The organism is Pontibacter ummariensis, from assembly GCF_900188175.1.
GTDB lineage: Bacteria > Bacteroidota > Bacteroidia > Cytophagales > Hymenobacteraceae > Pontibacter > Pontibacter ummariensis.
The window spans coordinates 1-23,267 of sequence record NZ_FZOQ01000019.1 but is presented as its reverse complement, the minus strand read 5'-3'; the positions used below and the strand labels follow the sequence as shown (position 1 = coordinate 23,267).

Sequence of the window (23,267 nt, the reverse complement as noted above, 5' to 3'; positions counted from 1 at the left end):
ATGGCGGTGCAGCACTGTAACAGCTCTAAGCCTAATCTTTAACTGCCAGACAAATTAGACCTTATTGGGTATCTTCTCTTACTGAAAAATTATCCATACAGCTAGCAGCAAATGCCTGTCAACCGAAACGCCCTGATCCGTTACCGCACGCTTGATAACTGCCTATGCAACAAGTACAGAAAATGGACACTGTCGGACCTAATTGATGCCTGTTATGATGCCTTGTACGAGTACGAGGGTATTGATAGGGGTGAGTCGGTGCACGGTGCAGATGGACTTGCAGATGATGCGAAATGACAAGCTGGGCTAGAACGCGCCGATCATCGTCATCGACAAGAAGCACTATGCTTATGAGGAATTAATTTAATCTCGTAATGTTCCTGGTGTAGAAGCTGTGCACTTATGCGTAACTCGTGAGAAGTATCCCTAAGTCCACAGCTTCTACACCAGGACATTTCTTATTACCTTTAAGCTGCCATGGCCATGGCAGGCAGCGCTTCTTTGCTTGCCTTCCCGTTCAAGTCGAGTAGGTAGCTGGCTGCCCTGAAAGCCTTTGTGCTGGTGTAGATGATCATGGTCTTGTCGTCTCTGAACCTGCTTGCCCAACCCTGTAGGTAAGCGACCGAATTCTGGAACACATCTTCTTTTATGCCTGTGAAGGCACTAAGGAAACTGGCGCCCATCTCGGCAATGAGTTCCTCTTTGCTATAGTTCTCATCCCCAAAGCGGCTTGCCGTCTCCTCGTCCGTGAAGCGGTTGAGCCTATCGGGATGACCGGTGGAGTGGATCAGCTCATGGAACAGCGTGGCGTAGTACGCCTGGGAGGAAACAAAGCTTTTAGGATCTGGCAGCCGCACTATGTCATTTCCGGGTGCATAATACGCATGCGGACCTCCGTATGTGATCTGTGGGCTTGGCAGGGGGTAATGATCTACAACATGCTGGCAGGCTGCTATCACCTGCTGCCCTGTCCTTTCTTGAGCAGCTGGCAGGTCAAAGTCCACACCTTCAATCTGATCAATGTTGAACACCGTCCATAGAAAAGGGATAAACTTTCGCTCTGGCGCCTGCTGTTCCCCTTCTGCCTGCACTGGAGGGGTTTCTCCTGCTTTCTTTTCATAGATCTTCCAATAGATAACGGTGGTGCCTTTCTCGCCTTTCCTCACATAGCCGCCAAGTTCCTGCGCCTGTTTAAAAGTGAGAAAGTAGGGCGCGGTGAAATTCTTCTTCTCCGTAATGTAGTTCAGGTAAAAAGCATTAAAGCCCTCATAGTGTCGGCCGGTCTGGTAGTTCTCTGGGAGGCCGTAGGAGGTCCAGGGCTTCTGCCAGAGCACTTTCCCTTGCTCTAACTGCTCAATTACTTCGTTTGTCACCTGTTCTGCAAACTGGTTGAATCTCTGGTATGCGTTCATAGCGGTAAAACTTATGGTTGGATAATTTATGTTTGCTGCTAATATTTTGCCTGCTGTTCAGTTAGTCTGCCAGGTCCTGCGTCTAGTCGATGAGTACCAGAGAATGACAAGAGGCTTCTTTGTTTTTCATGAGTTTAGCTTTACTAGAGAATCGGTATGGTCTCAAATAAGCTGGTGTTGTTCCGTCTAGGCCACACATTTCGTCTAGTGCCTTCATTATCGCCTTTGTGTCCTTGATCTTCATTGCGTGCAGGAAGTTCTTTGCCCATTGCTCATGCAATTCTCTTTCCTCTTCCATATAAGCATCACAGTAAATCCAAACACTATTGCGGTAGATCTTCACTTCGCGCATCTTCACGCGCTTGTCTGCTTCAACTTTCTTAAAAGACTTGAACGTCATCGTGTAAGAAGCAACCAAGTTGCTGTTTCTGCGCTGTACTGATGTTTCCATAACTGCACTTTTGTTTGCTTTCTACCTGCTTTTGCTATCTTTGTTCGTGATTACAGAACAAATATATCTAGCATAATTGAACAATACAACTTAAAGTTTAATAATAAAGGACAAATATATTGAATAGTTAACTATGAGCGAACATCTTACATTAGGAAGCCGAATCAAGGCCTTTAGAAAGTCGAAAAAGCTGAGTGGGGAGGAGCTTGGTGCTGTGATAGGAGTAGGGAGAGGGCAGGTGTCCAGTATAGAGAACGATAAGTCTCAACCTACATTGGAGGGCTGTATTAAACTTGCCTCTTCATTTCCTGAACTTGACATAAATTGGCTACTGACAGGGAAAGGGGAAATGCTTGTATCACAAGACCTCTCCAACGGCGACTGCTGGCCTCTGCTGCAGGCGGAGAAGGAAAAACTGAAGGCGGAGCGCAACAAGTCTGAGGCGCTGGAGGCCCTTCTCGTAAAGCATGGTATCATAAAGCTTTAGCGTTGAGTGTTAGTGCCGGCCATACTTTCTTTCCCCTTCTGTCTTAAATGTTTGAGGTTAATTTTATTGATAAGATCAAAGTCAAAACCCGGAACCACACTGGAACACTTACAGAAGGACAGGTTAGAGAAGCTAGATGAGGTGGAGATGTGTTTTCTTCAATCATGCCAACGCCACCTACCGCTATCATCGGGGGCCATAGAACTTAGCCCGATGCATCGGGATTAAAAGGAGTGGCTTGTAGGCCTTATGGGGGTATGTCCGCTAAAGGTTCCGAGCGGTGCTACTCTTGTTGGTTTAACCAGTCACGTCAACGATAAGCGGTGTAGGGTCCCTTTGATGTGTATGTATGGCCTGATGAGGGAGGAGGAGTATCAGCAGTACAAAGAGTGGATAACATAGCCAACCTTCCATTCCCTTCTGTAAAAACACAGATTATTCGTTGACCAAGTATGGTGTTGTTTATTGAGTATGTCTAGTCATGCCTACTATTTGATCTTTGTTAAGCTATAGCAGAGAGGCGCTAGATTTGGGTGGGTAAGAAAGTCACTGTTCAGACAGCCGCATAACGCAGCGTAGCGGAGAGGGGCAGCCGATTGAAGGGTGACCTGCGACGGGAAGCTTTAAGGCGAATGAGTAGCATTAGGCGGAATGCTGGACGGTGGGAGCAAATCTTGCCGGAGAGGGGTTGCCTACCTGCTTAACTATGGCAGGCAGTAACGTTATTCAAACGTGCGTTTGTAAAACGTTATGAGTGCACAAATATGTAAAACTACCTCTGCCCAACCAGAGATTTCGGAAATCACCAGTTAAAGGGAGACTGCAGCCAAATGGTATAGTCATCGGGTAGGGGAGGCGCTTTCCCTGCCCTTGCAGTTACATGCTGGACAGGATAAACGTCCACAAAGGGAAAAAGAACAAATAAAAGATCTCACTCCCGGACAACGTCATTAAGAATAGCTCACAACAGCCGCCTCCTTCAACCATCAATGGAGCCTGCAGGGCATTTCTGTGTTAGTTTGGATTGAAGTTGGTCTGCTGGTTCATGTTACTGTTGATCGGCTTCCCTCCCAGATGACATGGCAGGCATCGCTTTTCCACGCGCAGTGTCTCCGCATTACTCGAAACTCGTTCTGATACACCTCGTTGTAGGGGATGGGGTAAAATTAGCCGAAGCTTTACTTGCTGCTATCGTCTTTCCAGCTTTTGCTGAGCTTCAGCTCGGCCAGCATGATGTACGACATATAATTTATAAAATATTTGATGCAGATGGTTTTGATGGTGTAGCATCAATAATAACTAAGGAAAGCTCAAGGCTGTGCTTACTTTGTAGATCTGCAACAACTTGTTCTAACTCTTGTGCTTTTTTCATTTCATCTTCATTGTGGCATACAATCATAAAATATCCCAAAGTAATTTCTTCCACTTCAAGATATTTGATTAGTTGCTTTTCAAGCCCATGTAAATATTTAGTATTTCTTGCAAGCTTCACTTCAAGCAAAGCTCGGCTAGAGTAACCTTTTGAGAACTTAAAATCTACTGGGCCTCTTCCTAAGTTAACTTCTCTTGAAATATCTATGTTATTTGCTTGGCAGTAATGTTTTGTAATACCAGTAAAGAGTAACTGTGTTGCTTCTTCTGTTTTTGGCCTTTTATAGTTTGTATCCCACAATAATTTATAGCCAGAATTATTCTCAATAAAATGAGTAAATTGATCTACAATAACTTTAATAGCTTTATTGAATGACTGATTGTCTGTAGCTGAAATGACTGTAGGAAACTTCTTCGCAAATTCTTTGGTGGATTTATACCAATTATAAACACCTCTAGGATCTGTAACTAAATCATAACCAAGCGGACGCATATTTTCAAGAAAGCTTTCATAATCCCGAACCCATTCTTGTTTCTCTCTTGCAATCTGAATTATTTTAGCTTTATCAACTTCACTTTTGAGACTGATGCTAAACTGTTCACGAATTTCCTCGCTATTGTTATCCCAGCAATAATCAAAAAAGTCATCTGTATTTATTGATGGTAGTCGTCCTAGAAATTCTTTTGGAACCAGTAAAACGCCTCTTTTATAATAAGAATTATAAGGTAGTATCACATTCTTATCCTGCCACCTTCCGTAAGTGTAGTCATACTTATAATTTGTTAACAGGACTTCCTGCATTTTAATCTTAAGGTCAGTACAAATTTTCTGAGTGTAGGTTACTAAATCTTCTTTGATAAGATTTGCTGTTATATCACTTATCCTATCGGGACCAAACCCTTCATTAAAGAGGCCAATACGCTCAAAATGCTTCAAGTCAGTTAGACCAAGCCTGATAGTATCGTAAATTGCACCAACAATAGCTTTAGAGAAACCTGGCCCTGCACCTGCTCCTGCTGTATTATTTGAGGCATACCCCAAGCAAATTTCTTTAACCTCAGGAAAGAGAGTCATTCTTAATAGTGACTTATAGCGTAGATCAGAAGATGTTTCTTCGGCTTCGGCTGCTCTTTCGAACGCTATATTAAAAAAGTTAGTAATTTTATTATAGCTACTTTTGAAGTATGGATTTTCAGTTTGATAAACTAGAAACGGGTCAATAAAGAGCTTAACATCTCTCTCAAGTATAGGGTCAAACCATGTATCAAGTTCCGTAACTGGTATATTATATTCTTCAGAAAATAGCATGCGTAGTTTTTTGATAATGAAGTTGAGATAAGTTATTCTATCCTGATTTTAAGTTGAATATGGTTATACAACTTCATTTAAATCTGTGATAGTACCATCTCTTTTATCAAAATAATTAGAAATTTTACCTATCAACGATCTTGTCTCTTTCAGCTCATTAATATACATCTGTAACCAGTTTGCTTTCTCATATTGCTTCTCGAGTTCAGTTTTTACTATTCCTTTCTTAGCTTCATATAGGTGCTTTAGTAGTGTAGTATCACCATCAAACTCATCAACTGCTTTTTTCAATTTGTCATTCTTCTCCAACAGCGATGAAAAAATTGTACCTAACTCCGATTCTGTGAAATTGAGTGGTGGTAAAATGTCTTTGTTATCCATTTTCTAACTAAAAATTAATTCCAAAAATTAGGGTTTGAGTAGAGAATCCATTGTTATTTAAAATGCATTTTAAGGAGAAATTATACTTTTACTTTTGTCGCTGATTTATGCTATCAATATTATTTATACAATTATCAATTCTTACTTAGTAGATACCCCAGTACGTTGTCTACACTATTCTTGAAGCCGAAATACTCTTCTTTTGTAATAGAACTTGCAATTCTTATGTTACTACCTGAATGTGATATTGGATTATTATTACGCCTGTCAAATAATGTAGCAATCTTTATGACTTGGCTATTTTCTACACCTTCAGCTGTAAGAAACGCACGGACATCAGATACTTCGTACCCCTTGATGTCTTTGCATTCAAGTAGGCTACATATTAGGTGTATTTCATTTAACAACAGGTTCAGGCTTATTGAGTAATTATTTATTCTTTCATAATGAGTCCTTAGCCTTATCTGCTCGATAAGACTGATTTCATTTTTAAACCTCTTTAATTTGCTAAACTCTATCTTGTAGTAACCAGGGAGTTTATTATTGACTACTTTCTTAGCTTTAATTTCATTGAATATATCTTTTATCTGGCTGTCACTATAAAGCTTTGTAATTAGTCTTCTGTTGTTGAATCCATTCTGACACAAATAGTTGATGATAATGTCTCTATCAAATGTAGTTAAGTGCAATTTGGACTCAAGGAAATTTTCAAATTTCAATGTTGCGCTATTAGATAGAGCTAGAATAATAATTAGCGGTTTGGTTTTTAATCTAAACAGATCAAAATTAAAGTCTGTAAATATTGCGTCTAACCTTATTCTATTCTGTGGCGACTGCAGGAAAGCACGAACTTTGTCATCATATATATCATTGAGATAAGTTAAATCAATTTCATGCTTGCCTTCTATAACATTCAACAAATCTAAAGCCTTTATTCTTTCTAATGTATCCAAGATTAACTGACCTTTATCAGGTATACTCGTGCCAGTGTTAGTATTTGGCTCTGGGTATTCTGCAGAGGAAGACTCAACTAAGTTCTTAAGTAAGTTGAAGTCCTTCTTTTTATTTAGATCAAAAATCTCAGTTTTAGAATTAAATCTTAAGTTTAAATTTTTATAAAATTTATCAGAAATTATATTTAGTAAATCATAAATAAACTTGCTTTCTCTTGCTGCATGCACTTTAGCATCATCTTTTGGAGAAAAGAAATCAAGAGACACATGTATGTCATCAACATATCGAATGATTTTATATTCTTTAAGGAAGTTTGGGGATAATCTCCTTAATTCGTTGATAGAATCTTCTATATATAAATCCCCTAAAGTCAAATATAAATATCCTATGAAGCTTGAGACAACGTTATTGTCACTTTGTGGTAGACAATCTCTATCTTCATTAAGGAATTTAAAATAGAAGTCTATTAAGTCTACAGTTGATTTATCGAAATTATAAAGTTGCTTATTGCTAAATTTTACTCTATCTAACATTTCTGTTAGAAGTTTATACATTGATATGTTATCGAAATAATTTTGTATATCTACCTTTATAATTGTCCTGTTTGCATTCTTCCTTATCTCTTGATCTAATTTCTCTTTGAATTTCTTGTAGCTACTATAGTAGGTTGTAGACGTTGAGTTAATATTTAGCTTATCTTTTTCGAATTTTAAATTCCCTCCATAAAAGCAATGATGATTCTTTCTGGAATAATCTGTTAAAAACTGTTGAGACACCTTTAATAAATAGATACCAACAGCGTAGTAAAAAACTTGCATAGGATAGCCGAAGAAAAAATATCTTCTTAGACTAATACCATCTTTAGGGAGGGTATACTTATAGAAAAAGAACTCCTTCTCAAGAGCATAAAATAAATTATTATGGACTTTCTCTTTGAAGTAAGTCTTCGTTCCAACCTTTTTCGTCTTATCCAGAATAGATTCGAAATAGAAAAAATTTAATGTGTTGTAATATCTATTTGTTTTCTTGTTATTGATTTGAAAATCTAGAAGCTTTTTGGCTTCTAACCACAACTCATAATCAATGAAATATCCAAACTGAAGTTTTTTTTAAGTTGTTCATAGCTATTTGAAATAAATCATCATAAACCCAATTCCCTCTAGATTCCCCAGAATCCGCTTATCCAGCAAGGCGCTTTCTTCAAACTGAGTGGCCAGTTCGGTGGTCAGCAGCTTCATCTTCTCTTTAAACAGAATCCGTCTTCTTCCTCAGCATCGGAGCTCACATAATTGCTTGCGAGTGTGCTACTGACAATAAGCAACGGAGACGTAAAAGAATCCTCTTCTAAACTATTTGACATACTGCTCCTGCTCTGTTTTTCGCAATAAGCCCAACCCATGAAGCGTTTGCAGCAGGCTGTTAATTTGCTGGAGACGCTGGGGCTGCTGGGCTTTGGCCACGGGCTTGAACTGGTGCAGTAACTCCTGTGCGGTGGCCGGGCGCTCGTGCAGCTGCAGGGCGCGTTGCACGGCCTGTGCCTGCTCCGACAGGTTCTTAGGCCAGGCCAGCTGCTCTTTGGCGGACACGGCGGCGGCTTTGCCTTTCTTTTTGCTTTCCATACCTAAATCGCCTTGCTGGGTGCCTTGCGGGTTCTGGTAGGCGGGGCGGAGCCAGCGGATGAGGCCGCGCGCTTCTTCGGCGGCGCGTTCTTTGTTCAGGGCCACGAGGCGCTCGAGTATTTCTTCTTCCGGAAGGTTGGCGGGCCAGCCATAGGCGGCGGCCACGGCGGCGTCGAGCTCCTGGTGCAGCTGCAAAAGTATACTTACCAGCCCCTGCTCGTGGGTTTTCTGCTCTTTGGGGGTAAGTGCCTCGCCCGACCGCAGTTTCTCCAGCACATTATACATGTCGGTGATGGTGAGCGTGGGGTGCTGCGCCTGCCGCTGCTTGCGGTGCGCGTCCAGGGCCTCGGCTATACTTCGGATCTGCTCCTGCTGCGCTTCGGTGGCGGCAGGGAAGGGGAAGGTTTGGAAACAGCGGGTGCTATTGTAAACAGAATCATTTCCTACACCTAATCTACCACCAGCTGCCATTGCCCAAAGAACATGATGCTTGCTTGATAAAACCCCTAAATGATAAGCGTCTTCCAAAGCAATATTTACCAGTTTATGATCAGGCAAAATTGAAGCGTCTTGGGAGACGAAGAATCTATGTTTAGCTGTTTCAGGAGTTGAAATATACTTCTGTAATCCTTTTAAGGCGGCTCTTAACCCTTGACGACATTCGCCAAACAGCCACCATTGCTCTTTTAGGCGCTTTCGATTGTTCTGTTCTCTCTCTGGCTTTACTTTTATACTTAGGTGCTGATATACTTCTGGAAATTTAGTGCGTAGTTCGACTTCTGAAAGAGGAAACATATCAATCAGCATAACTCCCCGTGGAGTTGATGTTAAATCTCGACCATTTCTGTAAGGCCTAATTCTCTGTTCAAGTTCTGGAATGGTACCTAAGCCAAGAGCTTTAGCTTCATCAGGTGTAACTATAAAACCTGAGCCTGCCAACATCATCCCAAAGCTGCTTATACTCTGATTAGACTTAAGCGATACAGCAGATGTTATTTCTGCTCCAACGGATAAATCAGAATGAATCTTGGCTATACTTTCATCAAAGGAAATAATTTTTTCATCTCCATTATCTTTCTCTACAACTACTTTACTCAATCTTCCAGCTTGTTTTCCAGCGTCTCCGACAGTCATAGCAATTCTTACTGCTGCACCATCAGCACTATCTACCCAAGGGTGATCAGGTATAGCGTAAACTATAGAAAGCGCATTAGAAGCATCTAATTGTTCCTGAATTACACGGCGGTTAAATGTCTGCTTTAAACTATTTGTAGTAATGAAGCCAAATCGTTCTGCCTTATCAGCACGAACAATTTCAGCGGCTTTATGCCACCAGAACATCACGAAGTCGGCACTCTCCGGAACTATACTTTTGTAGGCTTTTCGAAGCGCATCTACATAACCATCTCCTAAAGCTCCGCGCATGGCTTTATCACCAATAAACGGCGGGTTGCCAACTATAAAATCGGCTTCGGGCCAGGTGGCGGGTTTGGGGTCGAGGTAATCGTAAACTATAGTTCGGGCGGTTTCGTCTGGCACTTCCTGTCCGGTAACCGGGTGCGGCTTGGTGCTGTGGCCGTCCCAGCGGGTAACGGGCTGCTTGTTGGCGTCGAGGCGCGGTTTGCGGTCGGAGTAGCTCAGCACCGCGTCCTGCTGCTTTATGTTGCCGTACTCGCGCAGGATGGGGTTGCTCAGGCGGGTGGCCGAGCCGTGCGCCCGGAAGTGCCATTGCAGGTAGCCGATCCAGAGCACCACGTCGGCGATGGCCGCTGCCCGTGGGTTTACCTCCAGGCCCAGCAGCTGCGCCGGTGTTACGGTATAGCCGCCCGTCATGTCTATCTTCAGCTGCCCCGGGAAGTGCTCCAGGTACTCGGTTACCTCGCCCTCCAGCCTTTTGAGGTGCTCCAGGGTGACGTACAGGAAGTTACCGCTGCCGCAGGCCGGGTCCAGCACGCGCACCGAGCACAGCCGGCGGTGAAAGTTCTCGATCTCCTTGCGGGCTCCGGCTTCGTCGCCGCTGTCTTCGAGTATGGCCGAGGCCGTGCGGGCTGCTTCCCACTCTTCGCGCAGCGGCTCAATCACGGTGGGCATCACCAAGCGCTCTACGTAGGCGCGGGGGGTGTAGTGGGCACCCAGCTTGTGGCGCTCGCGCGGCTGCAAAGCTCGCTCCAGCAGCGTACCGAAAATGGCAGGCTCCACATCGGCCCAGTTGGCCTCAGCAGCAAGTATAAGCAAATCTAATTGGGCTTCGGTAATAGGCAGCGCCTCGGGGTCTTTAAACAAGTAGCCGTTAAACTGAGGTATTTCTCTGTGTAACGCAGGTGCAAAACCACCTTTATCCATACTCTCCCATAGGGCTTTTAGTGCACTAGGAAAGTACTGGATGTTCTGACGGTACAACTTCAAAAGCTCCTTAAAAGAGTCCTTTGGCAAAAGCTCTACGTCTTCGGCAAACATTGTGAACAGGCAACGCATCAGAAAGCCTGATACTTGTTCCGGTGTGTAGCCAGTCTGCTCCAGCGATGTCGCCAGCTTTGCCAGCCGCTCAGCCAGCTGCCTAGTTACACGCGCGGCACGTCGGCTTGGATCTAGTTCTAGCGGTTCGGTAAAGAGCAGGCGCAGGCGTTCGCGCACTTCCTCATTTTCAAAGTCGGCTAAGGTAATCCGGTAGTTCTGCGGATCGGGGAACGGCACATAGGTCTTTCCCTGCCGCGCAAAGTCGGCATAAAGATCGATGCAGTAGCCCACATCCACCACCGCCAGAAAGGGCGGCCAGCCTTCGGTAGTCGGCAGAGAGCGTGCATAACGCAGGGCCTGCTCTTTTGCCTTTTTCATTTCACGCTCCCAGGTGCGGGTGTCGCGGGTGGCAGTGCCGGTCTTTGTTTTTACACGCTCCGCGCCCAGCTTTTCCGCCTCGCTTATATCTGCCTTGTCGGAGCCCTGCTTGGCCTCCAGCACAAAGCAGTCCTTTTTGTAGAGGTCGATGAAGTTGGTGCTGGTCTTGCCCTCACCGTCGTCGAACACCACCGGCCGCTCAAAAGTATAAGTCGCCTCGTGTACCTTATCGGTGGCCGGCATCGGCTTCTCCACGCCCAGCAGTTCGCACAGCTCCGTTAAAAACAGCTGATAGTTGGCTCTTTCCGAAGCGCCAGAGGCTTTCCAGCGGCTGATGAATTGTTCAACGGCAGCGGTAGAGATTTGGCTCATATTAAAAGGTAAGGTTTGTTTTCTGGGATGTCATTTTATAAGTGCAGTTTATAAAAAAAGAAGGAGAATATATAGTACTACTTCTATTATGACTGCAAACCAGTGGCTTTTTCAATATGCCCTATAACTCAGCCTCCATTCTAAAGCCAGGAACAAAACTCACTCACACTGCCTTGTCAAGTTTTTCTGTTATAAAACTTGACAATTACTGAGATTAATATTTCACAACCTTAACTTATTTACCAGCAGAAGCCATCTGTTTGATTTATAAAGAGCACATTGGCGCTTATAGATGTAAACCACTATTTTTGAAGTTCACAAAACAGATAGTTGAATGCCCGAGAGTCAAAATATCGAGTGGAAGGTTAGTTGGCGCGACGAGTACCTGAAGTGGATCTGCGGCTTTGCCAACGCCAAGGGCGGCAGGATCTACATTGGCAAGGACGATGACGGCCATGTCACCGGCCTCTCTGACTATAAAAAGCTGATGGAGGACATTCCTAATAAGGTGTTGAATCATCTCGGCATCCTCTGTGACGTGAACCTTCATGAAGAGAGTGGCAGGCACTTTATCGAAATTGTGGTGCATCCCTATGATGTGCCGATCTCTTACCACGGGAAGTACCATTTCAGGAGCGGCAGCACGAAGCAGGAGTTAAACGGAGCCGCTCTAAACGAGTTCCTGCTCCGCAAGGCGGGCAAAACCTGGGACGACGTAGTAGAACCCAGCGCTACTTTGCAGGACATAGGCGAAACCGGCATCGAGGCTTTCAAGAGGGGAGCCAGCAACAGCAGGCGTCTACCTTCCGCGGCGGATGACAGCATGCAGGAGCTCCTGAGAAACCTGAGGCTGCTGAAGGGAGATGACCTGAAGCGAGCGGCTCTGCTGCTATTCGGGAAAGATGTGCGGGCATTCTTCCCCACGGCTTATGTGAAGATTGGCCGGTTCGGAAGTTCTGACGCTGACTTGCTCTTCCAAGACTTAGTGGAGGGAAATGCCTTTCAGCTGGCTGACCTTACCTTGGAACTGCTACAGAAGAAGTACCTCACGGCCCCTGTTTCCTACCAGGGGCTTCACCGCATAGAGGGTTCTGAGTATCCGTTTGAGGCACTCCGCGAGATCCTGCTCAACGCCATTGTGCACCGCACGTACATGACAGCTCCCATCCAGGTGAGTGTCTATAGCGACCGGCTCACCGTCTGGAACGAGGGAACACTGCCGGATAACCTGTCGATAGAAGACCTGAAGCGGAAGCACCCGTCTCTTCCCAAGAACCCCGTGCTGGCGGATGTCTGCTTCAAGGGTGGCCTGATCGAAGCTTGGGGTAGGGGCACTGTGAAAGTCATGGAGGAGTGCCGACGCCACGGACTTCCTGAGCCCCGCATAGAGACCATCGCCGGCGGTATTTCTGTCACGCTTTTCAAGGACATCTACACAGAGGAGCTTCTGAAGGAATTCCATTTGAATGAAAGGCAGGAGGATGCTTTACTGCACTGGAAGGGTGAGGGAAGGATTCGGAGCAGCAGGTACAAGGAGAGATTCGCCGTGACGGACAGAACCGCTCTAAGGGACCTGACCGAATTGGTGGAAAAGGGGCTGCTTACTAAAGAAGGGGAAAAGAAGGCCACTCTCTATGTTTACAGAAGCTAGTATGTCGGATAAAAGTCCTTAATGTCGGTTAAATGTCGGATAAAAATGCATCAAGCATCTAGTGCCTGCTCCTGCAAAATATCCTTAAATATGAGTGTGTTTACTATTTGATGATAAACAGTGAATCTGCTGTTAGCGTAATTAAGCCTCTCGCTAAAGTGAGACTTATCTTGAGGAAGTTCTAGCCTTCCTCCGTAGTAAACAAACACATCTTCTGCATTGCTTTCTTCCAGGTAACTTACAATTGTTTCTGTGTCTAAGTTTTTCCTAATGTTACAGAATATAAGCAGATCAGACGGAGGAAAAGGTATATAGATGTCAACGGTGGTGCACTCTATATTTTTAAAGCCCATTCGTTTAAGCAAGGTTTTCATGAGATCCGTTTCATCATCAGATCCACTAACGACCCTCACGAGCTTCTCTTTCTTTACTTTGCTTTCTACCCTATGACTGTTCACCAACTCCATCATTGATTGAGTGTTTTCAAACAGGTACGTCTGAAGTTTTTCCTTTAGAGTGTTTTCGGCGAGCTTTTTCATACCCCAAAAGAACTGGTAAATTAAGCCTCCTATTCCAAGAGCTAACAGGAGACCACCAACTACGGCTACTGTGTTTAGGAGCGTAAGCTTATCGTCTATCTCATTCTTTTTTTCCGTCAGCTGTATATCGATCTCTTGTTGCTTCTCCTGTAGCTTCAGGTGTACTTCTTTCTCCAGGTTGTCTACTTTCTTTTGAATTATTTCTTGGTTGTAAGTTTCTAACTGTTGAACTCGGTTTTCAATGGAAGTATTAGGTTCTTTAGCATGGACAGAGAAACACATCATGACTAGAACAACAAAAAGAACTAAATTTTTCATTTTATTTTAACTTTTGATAGCCGAAAGTATCAGTTATAAGGTGAAAATTTATACAATTTATTTTTAGAGAAAACATAGAAGCTAAGCTGCATCTCTCCTTTGTACCCTGACGCGATTAGTAAAAGGGGATTAGCTACCGCCACACTTCCAGCCTCCGCTACCTTTTTCAAAGAAGCAAAGTCTTGAGGTGAGTACTGACCACTGCCTTTAGGGTGAGAGTGCCACTCACCCAAATATTCAACCCCTGAATCATGCTCTTTCCCGTATTTATTCAGCTTCTTATTAAGCTCATCTGTATCAGGGACAAAAGATGTGGGTGAGCTTTTAAATTTGGAAGGTAATATTACATCAAAAATTAATGCCTCCGAAAGATCATCTGAGTAGGAGCCCATCAAAAGACCTCCATATTCATTTGGAAAGAAGGAATCAGAATTAGCTAGGACTGTTTCTACAGTGGCTGAAGATACCTTAAGTTTAAGCCCAAGTTCTGGTTGCTGATATTTTATGAAAGACAACTTGCTGATAGATGAATTGGTTTCGGCAGAAAGAATAAATGTTTCAGGTTTCTGTCCGTTCAAAGTTGACGTGTTGATATTATTTAGTGCTTTATTAAGCAGCGCGTTAATTTCAGGATAGCTAGCCTCGAATGTAAAGTGCCAGCATCCAGTGCCAGGCTTAAATGTTGGATAATGATCCGCTTTAAGCCAATCTAGAAGTCTAGACTTCATCTCAATAAGCCGAGGGCTGTCCCATGAAGATAAGCACAGCAGGTGTCTTGCTTTATTTGTAATGGAAAGACTAACGATGGGAGAAATTACATTTCCGTAGGACAGCATTTGTAGCACCTGATTATCGGCAGAGCAATCGAATATCAGGTCAAACTGGTTTAATACAGATGCTGTGTTCTCGTAATATCTGCCTTTGGGACTCGTCGGCTGTATCGCTGCGATTGTCTCTATATCGACGAAGGGAGAAATATCCAGTAAGCTTAGACGCAAATTCAGCACCTTAGCTATATTCGTGTGCTTAAAGGTTAATTTACTCCTGCAAACATTACCAGGCTCAACTGTATCACTGTCAGATAAAGTCAGTTTTGTTAGACCTCCTCGCACAAGCAGTTCTGACAACGAACTGCCTATAGCTCCCGCACCTATTATTAGAATGTTCTTGAACACCAAAGCCTTACTGAGCATTCCACGGCCAAAGAATCTTTGGTAACTACTGTTCGTTGTCCCATCCCAGAACAGGGGCTCAGTGAGGTTCTTGATATACTTGGGGCGCCGCTTTAACTCTGTCCTCCTAAAGTCTTTGACTGGAACCAACAGGAGATCCCAATGGACTTCTTGCTTATTGTCTAAGGTTGGGATTGCATAGCCCAAAGCCAAAAGAAAATACTCTCGTAACCCATCAGGACCAAGCGTATACCTGGCACTCTTTTTACAGAAGTCTAAGAAGAAGTCAGAGAATGACGATGGAAGTAAGTCTCGGAGCTGTTCCCAAGAATCCATCTTCAACCGGTGCCTTACGACCGGCTCCTTTGCCACAAATACCCAAACACCCTGATAGAGATCACCGCCCTTGTAAGCTTTAGACCAAGAGGATTCCTTTCCTCCTAACTGTTGAGCCAGCAGAGTATAAGTTTCCGCTTTTCCGTTAGATGTTAGCCTTTGGTTAAGAACCGTATAGGTCATGGTCCCATACAGGTTCTCTCTAAATCTGTCTGGTGTTAAATCATTTGCTGTCTCGGAGAAAAGCAGGTGAGCCTTGCCCTGTGTTTTGAAGGCAGGGTATTCATACTCTTGGCGGGTTTCATTGATATAGAAATCCTCTATCCACTGGTATAGCTTTTCAACATCCAAAGAGAGCCTGGTATGTAGGTGGTCTACAAACGGAGTATTAAGGCAAGCATTTCCTCCAAGCGTTTCTGTGGCAGTAAGATTTTGATGGTTGTACCCTTTTATCGTTCTGCAGTAAAAGTGTGCTTCGCCAAAAGGGTAATCTTCGGGCAGAAGCACTTCAAAGTCTAACGGGTCTTTGGCCGTATCGATACAGATTCGGCCGTGGTAAAAAGGCTCTTCATCAAGAAGCCTAAAATTTTGTTCAAGTCGACATCTTTCCAGCCCCGCAAAATAGCTGTTATAGAATTCAATGTCACTTTTATGCATAAGATGTAGGGGGTAACTTCGTAGTAGCTTCACTTTTTCTCTCGTACTGGGAGTTGCTACTGCTCTTTTTCTCTTCCTCTTTTGGGTATTTAGGGTTAGCCGGGAAGTAATATTCTATTTTCTTTTCATCCTTCTCGATCTTCTCCAGCATTTCCTCAATCTCTTCGTGCAGCTCATCTTTTCTCTCTGAAGTTAAGCTATCTGCCACATTATTGTTGCTGTTACCAGGATCCTTAAGCGAGATTGTTTTGATATTGTCCCTAATGAATTCTAAGGACATTTTTAGCCTGGCCCAGAGCCCTCTTGGCACATCTTCCGCCTGATCGAAAGCTTCCATGGTCAATAGCTCCACCAGGAAGGATTTTAGGTCATGGTCGTGGTTGAACTTCCACACCTTGATTAGTTTTATAGTCTCCCTTTCATTAGTCCTACCTCTGATTTTTTCCAGTTGCTTATGAATGTTTGTTTTTTTGGAAGTTGGGTCATCCTCTATATTCAAATAGAGTTTTATGTCATTTTCATCAGAATTGGAGTCTGAAGCCAGCTTCCGCCCAGGTGTGACATCAAAAAGCACATCATCTCCATCTACGTTAAACTTTAACCCAACCGATACTTTTTGCTTTCTGACCTTTACTAGGTCATCATCGGTTTTCTTGTACTCTTTCTTTAGGAACTCATATACTGAATCGTGCATCTCTTTGAGGGTTTTAAACTTTTCTCTCTTAAAATGCACACACAGATCCAGATCAAACTTTGTGTTTATTGCTGTGAACTTACTGTAAGACCCAGAATTGATGATCTTCACTATATCACTGCCATACTCTTCACAAAGAGCATCTTTAACTTTGTCCCGCTTAGTTTTATATTTATCTAAGAGGTCTTTCTCTTCTTCTCGGTTAATGTTGTGCGTGTCGAGCACGAACTGGAGGTGGTTGTTCTTGTATGTGGACATGGAATAATCAATAAGGTAATAAAAGATAACTGGGCAGAATTTTGCTCTGCCCAGTTATTTACATTCTCATAAGTGCACTAATGTGCTACTTACTTCTTCTTGCCGCCTTTGCTCTCTCTTTGAGAAAGAGCGCTTCCTGCAGCTGTCTTGCTTGCCGCACTAGTACGTCCGTCTCTCAAAACTTTAGATGCAGCAGAAGCAGCTTTTCTGCTTGTTTCTTTACTCATGGCTAAAAGTTTACCTCATCTCAACAAAGCAGGTGAGCTGATTTCCTGCCGAAAGCATTTGCAGATTAATATATTTTACTACCTTTGCACTCGGGAAAAAGAAGATAATAATATTATATAACCTAATGGTATGCTTTACGTATCTACCATTTAGATTAGTGGAATCAATTATTTGACCAGATTTTTCTGGTACACTTTGCCATCTTGTATAATATTAAATATTTACAATCTTTTATTTGTATAATAAAAGAAAAAGTATATATTAAATATAAATCACGCCTTTCTGTCAGTTCTTGGCAGGCTCCATTCCTCAATCGTTAGTACCTGTCAGCAGTACATGACAATTTACCTTATTTAACATAAGGTAAATTATAAGGAATTAACATATAGGCATCTTGTCGACGTTCTGCCGTAGGTAAAGATCTGCGCGTAGGTATGCCGGTAACCTTAAACTCCATTTGTATCAGTGCCTCTATTGCCCCGGCTACTCATCTCACTATACATAGCCAGAACTTAAATCGTGAGAAGCCAAAACCGGCTCTTAAATCTTTGCAGGTTCCGACCAACGGGGGAGATAAATCAGGTAGGCCATGCAGGCAAACAGAAGAGGAGGAATAAGTGTAAATCAACAACCAAAGGATAGAAAACCGCTGGCAATACCTGCTAGAATTATCTGTTCTAATGACTAAATTCTAACCATTGCTTTCCCCTAAAGTTACTGGAGAGATCAGCCTTAGTACATACTTCAAGGAGGAGTGGGACACGAGACACAAAAAAGCCTGCTATGTTCACTATAACAGGCTTTTCCGTCTTGAACAAACACTCGGAACTAGCTTCCGCAAGCTTCTACAAGCTTGATTCAGGCTCGTCACCTGTCTGTACAAAACTCATACACAGTATGTACTAATTATACGTTTCTATCATGTGGGTGGTTTTAGTCAACAAGTGACAACCAGCCTCTGGTTTAGCTCCAGTGCTATAACAGAACTGGCCGCACAAGCAAGGGCTCCGAAGCTAGCGGCGAGAGCACATAGTTAGTCAGCAAACAGTTTTGGAGAGGGCTGCGCTCCTGTATCTACTAGCAGCCCGGTGTAGCCTGTGTCTTCTTCAGACAGGCTACTTGTGTCTCATTTATCCAGCAGATGTACTAGCAGGATTGCTTGGGGAAGAAAGTTTATTTCGTTATTTTTATTAAGGAGTGAACGTAGAAAGAACATGATCAGGCTAGAAGCAACTTTAAAAGACGGAACCATAATCACTATTGAAAATTTTCAGGTTACTAACGCCGACGACCTGTATGTGAAACAGGCGTTTGAGGCTGTCAACAGGCAGGGTTACGAAACAGTTTTAGAGTACCTCAATGGCCTGCAGAAAAACCTGGAGAGACTGCGACAGGCGGACAGGGTACATTTAGTAAAGGGGCTGCTGGAGGATTACCGAAAAAGAGGCCGCGTCGTACCCATGGAGGAAGAGATGGGGCGGAGCAGACAGGTTCAACAGGCCAACCATATCGCGGCCTGTGAGGGATGGGAGCCTACAGAATTCACCGCCGAGCTGGACAAACTCTACGTACAAGGCAAGATCACTGCCGAGGAGCAACTGGAGCTGTTTAATCTCATGTACCTGTAATGAATGACGTTTACTGCTATCCTGACACCGATGTTCTGATTAACAGGTTTGATATCCGAGACAAAGAGAAGCTGTCCTTCGTGGAGCTGAACCATTGGAGGATTAACGTCAACGTGCTCTCGGCAAAACTCCCGAAGCAACCCGTCATTAACCTTGAGCTCTGGCAGCGCATCCATAGAGAAACATTTGGTACCGTCTATCCTTGGGCAGGTGAGATCCGAAGTGTCAAGATATCCAAGGGGAACGCGTACCACGCAACCCCAAACGTTATTGTACCCTACGGAAACCAGCTTTTAGGTCAGCTGAAGGATGAGCACTACCTGAAAGGGCTGGATAAAGAAAGCTTCCTGCGCAGAGCGGCCTATTTCCTGGAAGAGTTAAACGCCATACACCCTTTCCGGGAGGGGAACACCAGGACCCTAAAGATTCTGTTCTCCCTTTTGTCCCGCCAAGCCGGGTACAGCGTGGACTGGCTTAAAGTAAGCGCCCAAAGCTACAGCAAGGCCGAGCACGATTCATTCGCAGCAGGAAGAAAAGAGCCCCCGCCTTTCTACACGCTGCTGCAGGGGGCCGTCGAGCAAATCAAACCTACAGTCACAAGACAGTTCAAAATTTGAGCCAGACCGGGTGAGCACCAGAGTTCAGGCGCAACCTCACTCAGTACCGAACAAACTTGATACATAAGCTGCCCTTGCCTTAAAATCAGCAGGCAATGTTCCTGATCCCAACGCGGGCTCAGGAACATTTCTTGGGGGCAGGCGCCACCAGCTCATAACTGTCAATCTGCATCCTGCCAGCTGCATTTAAGTAATCCTCGCTTGAAGGCCTGGATGGCCAAGCCCGTCTTGGTGCGAACTTTTAGCTTTTTGAAAAGGTGGTCTCTTATGGTGTCAACGGACCTGGGTGCGAGGTCCAAAACAGAGGAAATGGTCTTATAGGGAAGCTCTTCACTGATAAGTTGCAGAAACGCTATCTCCTGCTCCGTCAGCTCTACCTGGCTCTGCCGAATACCTTTCAGATCATTCTTCAATATTTCGCTTACCCTGTCGGAGTAATAGGTGCCATTACTTCTGAGAGCTTCCAGCGCTGTACGCAGCTCAGAGGGCTCCGCATGCTTTAGAATATACCCGTCCACTCCGCGCTTGAGCATTCTGAGCACTGTCTCGTCATTATAGTTCATGGACAGCGTCAGAATCTTGATGTGAGGGTAGTGCTCCTGCAACCAAGCAGCTGTTTCAAAGCCATCCATGACAGGCATGCTAATGTCCAGCAGTACGATGTCGGGGGTGTTCTCAGCTGTGAGCTTTTCGGTGAATTCTTTTCCATTGTCTGCTTCCAGTACGGTGGTGTAGCCTCTAAATCCATTGATTAGTCCAAGGATTCCCTTTCGGAATAACGTATGGTCATCAACAAGTGCTACTTTAGTTAAGTTTTTTGTTTGCATAGGCTTTCAGTTTATAGGGAGTTCTAAGAAAACAAGGGTTCCGGCGCCCGGCCTTCCTTTTATGCGAAGCTTGGCACCGATAAGCTTTGCACGGTAAGACATGTTGAATGTCCCTGTTCCTTTGGTTTGCGCACCAATAAGGGAGGGGGCTTTAGCGCAAAAGCCCTTTCCGTTATCCAAGATGCTGAGTACGATTTTCTCGCAAGAATAGATCAGTCGCAGTTTGACACAGCTGGCTTCCGCGTGTCGCATAACATTGCTTAGTGCTTCCTGCGCGATACGGAAAACAATTAGCTTCTTCTCGGGATCTAACCCCCTTTCTTCTCCCTGCATCTCAAACTGCGTGTGTATCACACCAGTCTTATGAATTAGTCCTAACTGAAACTTTAGGAGCTCAGGAAGACTTTGACTGGAAGCATATTCGCAGTTTAACCTTTTCGAGAGGTTACGGAGGTCCTCTATCGCCTGGTCCACTAGTTCTTTACAGGTTGTTACCCTTTGCATGATAGCGTTATCACTTCCAACAGAATAGGGAAGCGTACTCAGGTTTAGCCGTACCAGGGCCATAACCTGGCCTACGTTGTCATGTATTTCCTGGGCGATGGAAAGAAAGGTTTGCTCCTGCATCTCTATGCGGGCTTTGAGTAATTCCTTTTGGTAAGCCTGAACAAGCCTGTTCACTTCGTCGTGGTGTAGTAAGCGGTTTCTCCGGTATGCTAAAACCAGAAAGGCGACAACCACGACCAGCAGTAGAAGCAGAAGGGTTCCAACAGTTATGAGTAGTAATACATCAAACATGTTTGCCTAGTAGCGTAAAGAAGCCTCATCCGGTCTGTACTTGACTCTTCATGACAGGAAAAGTATAGAAGGGGATGAGGACAGTGACGTAAATAATCCAAGAAAAAGCCCTGTTCCTGCTTTTGGCCCAGACCAACTGTGCAGTTTTGGCTTTCAGCGCCTTATGCACCGCCTTATAAACCAGGGGCTATAGGAAGAGAAGCCACTCTTTGAACAGGAAGTACTGGACTAAAGTAAGGGGGCTTAAGGTAGTTGTCCTGATTACCAAAGAGCTTATGTGAAAGGCGAAGGATAGTCATACATGTTTCCCTGTTTTTAAGTCTTTAAGAACCATGACTGTAGAGCACATGCAGCAGAGCGCCGGGATAGGGAAAGTGTGCAGGGCCGAACCTTCAAACTATAGATGTAAAAGGCATATTAGGTGCTGCATAGCAGTAGCCTTCGCCTTCCTTTGCCAGACACCTTCCATAGTGACTAGCTGTTCTCATAGATGTGCTATAAACAGTTCATCAACTGAGCGTGAAAATGGAAACAGCACTTGAAAAATAAAAGGTTAGTCAAAGCGATGTTGTAACATAGGGAATTTGAGCAGCAGCAGACTAAAAGTTTAGGATAAGGCCATTAATGGCCGATTTCACCGGTAAAATGCATCAGTGTTGTAACATTTCCTACGTAGTGCAGCTTCCTCCTTATTCATTTTTTGCAACTCGAATGTTCTTTGACTTAATGACGCTACAACAGGGTTATGTTTGAATTTGTAGTCTGCAGATGCATCTTTGTTCTTGCCTTGGGGAGGTACGTGGCAGGAAGACAGCAGGAGTAGGGGCAAACGAGCTTCACAGTATGGGAATTTAAGGCTATTTTCTAAACCTACAGAAGACGTTCCGTATAAGTTAGCGTTCCTCTGTGAAGACATCATCTATATCGCGACCAGCCTTCACTAGAAAAGAATCATAAAATTGCTGCTCTTTCCCAACCTTGATATCTAGGAAAAGGTCTTCCTCGTCCAGTATTTGGTGCAATTGTGGGGTCTTGTGCTGCCGGAGTGCTTCTAAAAGGCCCTGCCCATTCTGTTGCAGGGAAATCAGGCTTACATGCGCGTCCTTATCACCCAGCGCGTTTTCAGGTAAGTTCAAAAGTAGAGACAGGTCATCCAACTGGCAAAGCAAACTGGCAGGGCTTTGATCGTATCGCAGGGGAGTATAGGGAGTATCGGTTGGTATAAATCCTTTATCTACTCCCAGCCCTTCCGTATCGTTTGCCACCACATCATACTTCCAGGCAATTCGTTCCGGCTGGAACTGCTCTAGCTGCCGTGTGCTTTCGGGCGTTTCCCTAATAATGGCCCAAAAGGTCTTGCCCTCAGCCAGGCCGGCAGCCCACCTCAGGTACCTGCTAAGCCTGTCGCTTGAAGTTCCTAAAACACTTCTCCCTCCTTCACCGGCTGAGATACCTGGAGTTGTGGGCACCAAGGAGGATGGCACCACACTTAGATAGCAGTAAAGGTTTCCTTCTCTGTACGTTTTGAATTCCATTTCGCTCTTGTTTTCTGTTTCTGTGAGCCACGTACGCCTAACGAGAGTGTTTCTCCGGCGTTTTGCCTAACCGCAAACGCCACCCGCTACACGCATCTGCGACAAGAGGCTCCTTTACTTAGTTACTTCCCGACGAACGAGGCCATCCCTTACGCCTGTCTCGGCAAGCATGCTGTACTGCCCTTAATCTTTGCACCGCCCGCGATGCCTAACCTTTGCCTCTCCTCTTTGCTACAACTCCCACTCTGGCTACACCACGAACTAAAAAAGACACCAGCCAAGGGAGCTTGAAGTTCCCCGGCTAATGTCCTTAATATATCTGCACCGATCACTTCTTAACTTTCGGTGCGTTCCAGAATCTTACATGTTGACGCGATGCAAGCAAAAAGGTTTCATTGCTCACCGTTGCAAGGGAATAATTTACTTACTTTTATGCCTCCTGTTAGGAATCAAAGCGCAAAACGGCTACAGGCTTACGGAAAGGCAGCTCTTTAAAGTAGGTCTCTACCGGATGAGGAAGTTTCAAGGCACCCTCACGATCACCTAGTCAAGCGCTCCTTAGCACAACCAACTGACGCCGTACGGGAACATCCTTTAACTGAAAGGCTGGAAGCGTGAACTTAGTTGGCGTAGAGGGAAATATTAGAAGGGCAACGGCTGTTTTCATACTATATAGCCAGGCTCACCGTTAAAACATTGTATAAGTAACAATCAGGGAAAAGATTGATTGCAGAGAAAAGGGTGCCCGTTTGGGCGCCTCTTTCTGTTTTTAGGTAAAACAGGTAGCAGGGCTGCTCCGCGCCAAGTCGCAGGGGAGG

The 23,267-nt window shown here is 44.5% G+C and carries 18 protein-coding genes; 5 read left to right on the top strand and 13 right to left on the bottom strand.

Annotated features, from left to right (window positions below; all coding sequences use genetic code 11):
* Window positions 1-111: 111 nt before the first annotated feature.
* Window positions 112-297, top strand: a complete 186-nt coding sequence (locus CHB92_RS18070; protein ID WP_245842701.1) for a hypothetical protein — start codon at window positions 112-114, stop codon at window positions 295-297.
* Between the two features lie 170 nt (window positions 298-467).
* On the opposite strand, the gene CHB92_RS18065 is transcribed toward CHB92_RS18070, so the two are convergent.
* Complete coding sequence (locus tag CHB92_RS18065) at window positions 468-1,412, bottom strand: ArdC family protein (RefSeq protein WP_089320647.1); 945 nt, start codon at window positions 1,410-1,412, stop codon at window positions 468-470.
* Between the two features lie 82 nt (window positions 1,413-1,494).
* Window positions 1,495-1,863, bottom strand: coding sequence for a hypothetical protein (locus tag CHB92_RS18060; RefSeq protein ID WP_144266341.1), 369 nt, complete (start codon window positions 1,861-1,863; stop codon window positions 1,495-1,497).
* A 133-nt stretch (window positions 1,864-1,996) separates the two neighbouring features.
* Between CHB92_RS18060 and CHB92_RS18055 the strand changes: the two genes are divergently transcribed.
* On the top strand, window positions 1,997-2,350 hold the full coding sequence (locus tag CHB92_RS18055) for a helix-turn-helix domain-containing protein (protein WP_089320645.1): 354 nt from the start codon (window positions 1,997-1,999) through the stop codon (window positions 2,348-2,350).
* Window positions 2,351-3,599: 1,249 nt separating this feature from the next.
* Here the strand turns inward: CHB92_RS18055 and CHB92_RS18050 are convergent.
* From CHB92_RS18050 to CHB92_RS18035, 4 genes are all read right to left on the bottom strand, one after another.
* Window positions 3,600-5,030 carry a hypothetical protein gene (locus CHB92_RS18050; RefSeq protein WP_089320644.1) on the bottom strand — a complete coding sequence of 477 codons (1,431 nt, stop codon included), beginning with the start codon at window positions 5,028-5,030 and terminating at the stop codon, window positions 3,600-3,602.
* 63 nt (window positions 5,031-5,093) lie between these two features.
* Window positions 5,094-5,411: a hypothetical protein gene (locus CHB92_RS18045; RefSeq protein ID WP_089320643.1), complete on the bottom strand. Its 318-nt coding sequence runs from the start codon at window positions 5,409-5,411 to the stop codon at window positions 5,094-5,096.
* A gap of 134 nt (window positions 5,412-5,545) precedes the next feature.
* Entirely contained in the window at window positions 5,546-7,450 is a 1,905-nt protein-coding gene (locus tag CHB92_RS18040; protein WP_089320642.1) for an AbiA family abortive infection protein, read from the bottom strand.
* A 264-nt stretch (window positions 7,451-7,714) separates the two neighbouring features.
* Complete coding sequence (locus CHB92_RS18035) at window positions 7,715-11,191, bottom strand: class I SAM-dependent DNA methyltransferase (RefSeq protein WP_089320641.1); 3,477 nt, start codon at window positions 11,189-11,191, stop codon at window positions 7,715-7,717.
* Between the two features lie 334 nt (window positions 11,192-11,525).
* Between CHB92_RS18035 and CHB92_RS18030 the strand changes: the two genes are divergently transcribed.
* Window positions 11,526-12,842, top strand: a complete 1,317-nt coding sequence (locus CHB92_RS18030; RefSeq protein ID WP_089320640.1) for an ATP-binding protein — start codon at window positions 11,526-11,528, stop codon at window positions 12,840-12,842.
* A 50-nt stretch (window positions 12,843-12,892) separates the two neighbouring features.
* Here CHB92_RS18030 and CHB92_RS18025 read toward each other — a convergent pair whose 3' ends face one another.
* The 4 genes from CHB92_RS18025 to CHB92_RS25900 form a co-directional block, all read right to left on the bottom strand.
* Window positions 12,893-13,699 carry an NARF domain-containing protein gene (locus CHB92_RS18025; protein WP_089320639.1) on the bottom strand — a complete coding sequence of 269 codons (807 nt, stop codon included), beginning with the start codon at window positions 13,697-13,699 and terminating at the stop codon, window positions 12,893-12,895.
* Window positions 13,700-13,728: 29 nt separating this feature from the next.
* Entirely contained in the window at window positions 13,729-15,864 is a 2,136-nt protein-coding gene (locus CHB92_RS18020) for a ThiF family adenylyltransferase (RefSeq protein ID WP_089320638.1), read from the bottom strand.
* A complete protein-coding gene (locus CHB92_RS18015) occupies window positions 15,857-16,816 on the bottom strand; it encodes a nucleotidyltransferase domain-containing protein (RefSeq protein WP_089320637.1) in 960 nt (319 codons plus the stop codon). The genes CHB92_RS18020 and CHB92_RS18015 overlap by 8 nt, the downstream gene beginning before the upstream one ends.
* An 89-nt stretch (window positions 16,817-16,905) precedes the next feature.
* Window positions 16,906-17,043, bottom strand: coding sequence for a hypothetical protein (locus CHB92_RS25900; protein WP_179223094.1), 138 nt, complete (start codon window positions 17,041-17,043; stop codon window positions 16,906-16,908).
* A 1,215-nt stretch (window positions 17,044-18,258) separates the two neighbouring features.
* Here CHB92_RS25900 and CHB92_RS18010 point away from each other — a divergent pair.
* Together CHB92_RS18010 and CHB92_RS18005 are read left to right on the top strand one after the other, a co-directional pair.
* Complete coding sequence (locus CHB92_RS18010) at window positions 18,259-18,672, top strand: antitoxin VbhA family protein (RefSeq protein WP_089320636.1); 414 nt, start codon at window positions 18,259-18,261, stop codon at window positions 18,670-18,672.
* Window positions 18,672-19,289 carry a Fic/DOC family protein gene (locus CHB92_RS18005; RefSeq protein WP_089320635.1) on the top strand — a complete coding sequence of 206 codons (618 nt, stop codon included), beginning with the start codon at window positions 18,672-18,674 and terminating at the stop codon, window positions 19,287-19,289. Before CHB92_RS18010 ends, CHB92_RS18005 begins: the two co-directional genes overlap by 1 nt.
* 161 nt (window positions 19,290-19,450) lie before the next feature.
* Here CHB92_RS18005 and CHB92_RS18000 read toward each other — a convergent pair whose 3' ends face one another.
* The 3 genes from CHB92_RS18000 to CHB92_RS17990 form a co-directional block, all read right to left on the bottom strand.
* Window positions 19,451-20,116, bottom strand: a complete 666-nt coding sequence (locus tag CHB92_RS18000; protein ID WP_089320634.1) for a response regulator transcription factor — start codon at window positions 20,114-20,116, stop codon at window positions 19,451-19,453.
* Window positions 20,117-20,122: 6 nt separating this feature from the next.
* Window positions 20,123-20,914, bottom strand: coding sequence for a sensor histidine kinase (locus CHB92_RS17995; protein WP_089320633.1), 792 nt, complete (start codon window positions 20,912-20,914; stop codon window positions 20,123-20,125).
* A gap of 893 nt (window positions 20,915-21,807) precedes the next feature.
* A complete protein-coding gene (locus CHB92_RS17990; protein WP_089320632.1) occupies window positions 21,808-22,449 on the bottom strand; it encodes a hypothetical protein in 642 nt (213 codons plus the stop codon).
* Window positions 22,450-23,267: the final 818 nt, after the last annotated feature.

Bases quoted from the DNA above. Each gene is read 5' to 3' on its own strand.
- CHB92_RS18015 (WP_089320637.1), bottom strand. From the start codon at position 16,816: ATGTCCACATACAAGAACAACCACCTCCAGTTCGTGCTCGACACGCAC.
- CHB92_RS25900 (WP_179223094.1), bottom strand. From the start codon at position 17,043: ATGAGTAAAGAAACAAGCAGAAAAGCTGCTTCTGCTGCATCTAAAGTT.
- CHB92_RS18005 (WP_089320635.1), top strand. From the start codon at position 18,672: ATGAATGACGTTTACTGCTATCCTGACACCGATGTTCTGATTAACAGG.
- CHB92_RS18035 (WP_089320641.1), bottom strand. From the start codon at position 11,191: ATGAGCCAAATCTCTACCGCTGCCGTTGAACAATTCATCAGCCGCTGG.
- CHB92_RS18000 (WP_089320634.1), bottom strand. From the start codon at position 20,116: ATGCAAACAAAAAACTTAACTAAAGTAGCACTTGTTGATGACCATACG.
- CHB92_RS18070 (WP_245842701.1), top strand. From the start codon at position 112: ATGCCTGTCAACCGAAACGCCCTGATCCGTTACCGCACGCTTGATAAC.
- CHB92_RS17990 (WP_089320632.1), bottom strand. From the start codon at position 22,449: ATGGAATTCAAAACGTACAGAGAAGGAAACCTTTACTGCTATCTAAGT.
- CHB92_RS18030 (WP_089320640.1), top strand. From the start codon at position 11,526: ATGCCCGAGAGTCAAAATATCGAGTGGAAGGTTAGTTGGCGCGACGAG.
- CHB92_RS18025 (WP_089320639.1), bottom strand. From the start codon at position 13,699: ATGAAAAATTTAGTTCTTTTTGTTGTTCTAGTCATGATGTGTTTCTCT.
- CHB92_RS18055 (WP_089320645.1), top strand. From the start codon at position 1,997: ATGAGCGAACATCTTACATTAGGAAGCCGAATCAAGGCCTTTAGAAAG.
- CHB92_RS17995 (WP_089320633.1), bottom strand. From the start codon at position 20,914: ATGTTTGATGTATTACTACTCATAACTGTTGGAACCCTTCTGCTTCTA.
- CHB92_RS18050 (WP_089320644.1), bottom strand. From the start codon at position 5,030: ATGCTATTTTCTGAAGAATATAATATACCAGTTACGGAACTTGATACA.
- CHB92_RS18020 (WP_089320638.1), bottom strand. From the start codon at position 15,864: ATGCATAAAAGTGACATTGAATTCTATAACAGCTATTTTGCGGGGCTG.
- CHB92_RS18060 (WP_144266341.1), bottom strand. From the start codon at position 1,863: ATGGAAACATCAGTACAGCGCAGAAACAGCAACTTGGTTGCTTCTTAC.
- CHB92_RS18045 (WP_089320643.1), bottom strand. From the start codon at position 5,411: ATGGATAACAAAGACATTTTACCACCACTCAATTTCACAGAATCGGAG.
- CHB92_RS18065 (WP_089320647.1), bottom strand. From the start codon at position 1,412: ATGAACGCATACCAGAGATTCAACCAGTTTGCAGAACAGGTGACAAAC.
- CHB92_RS18010 (WP_089320636.1), top strand. From the start codon at position 18,259: ATGATCAGGCTAGAAGCAACTTTAAAAGACGGAACCATAATCACTATT.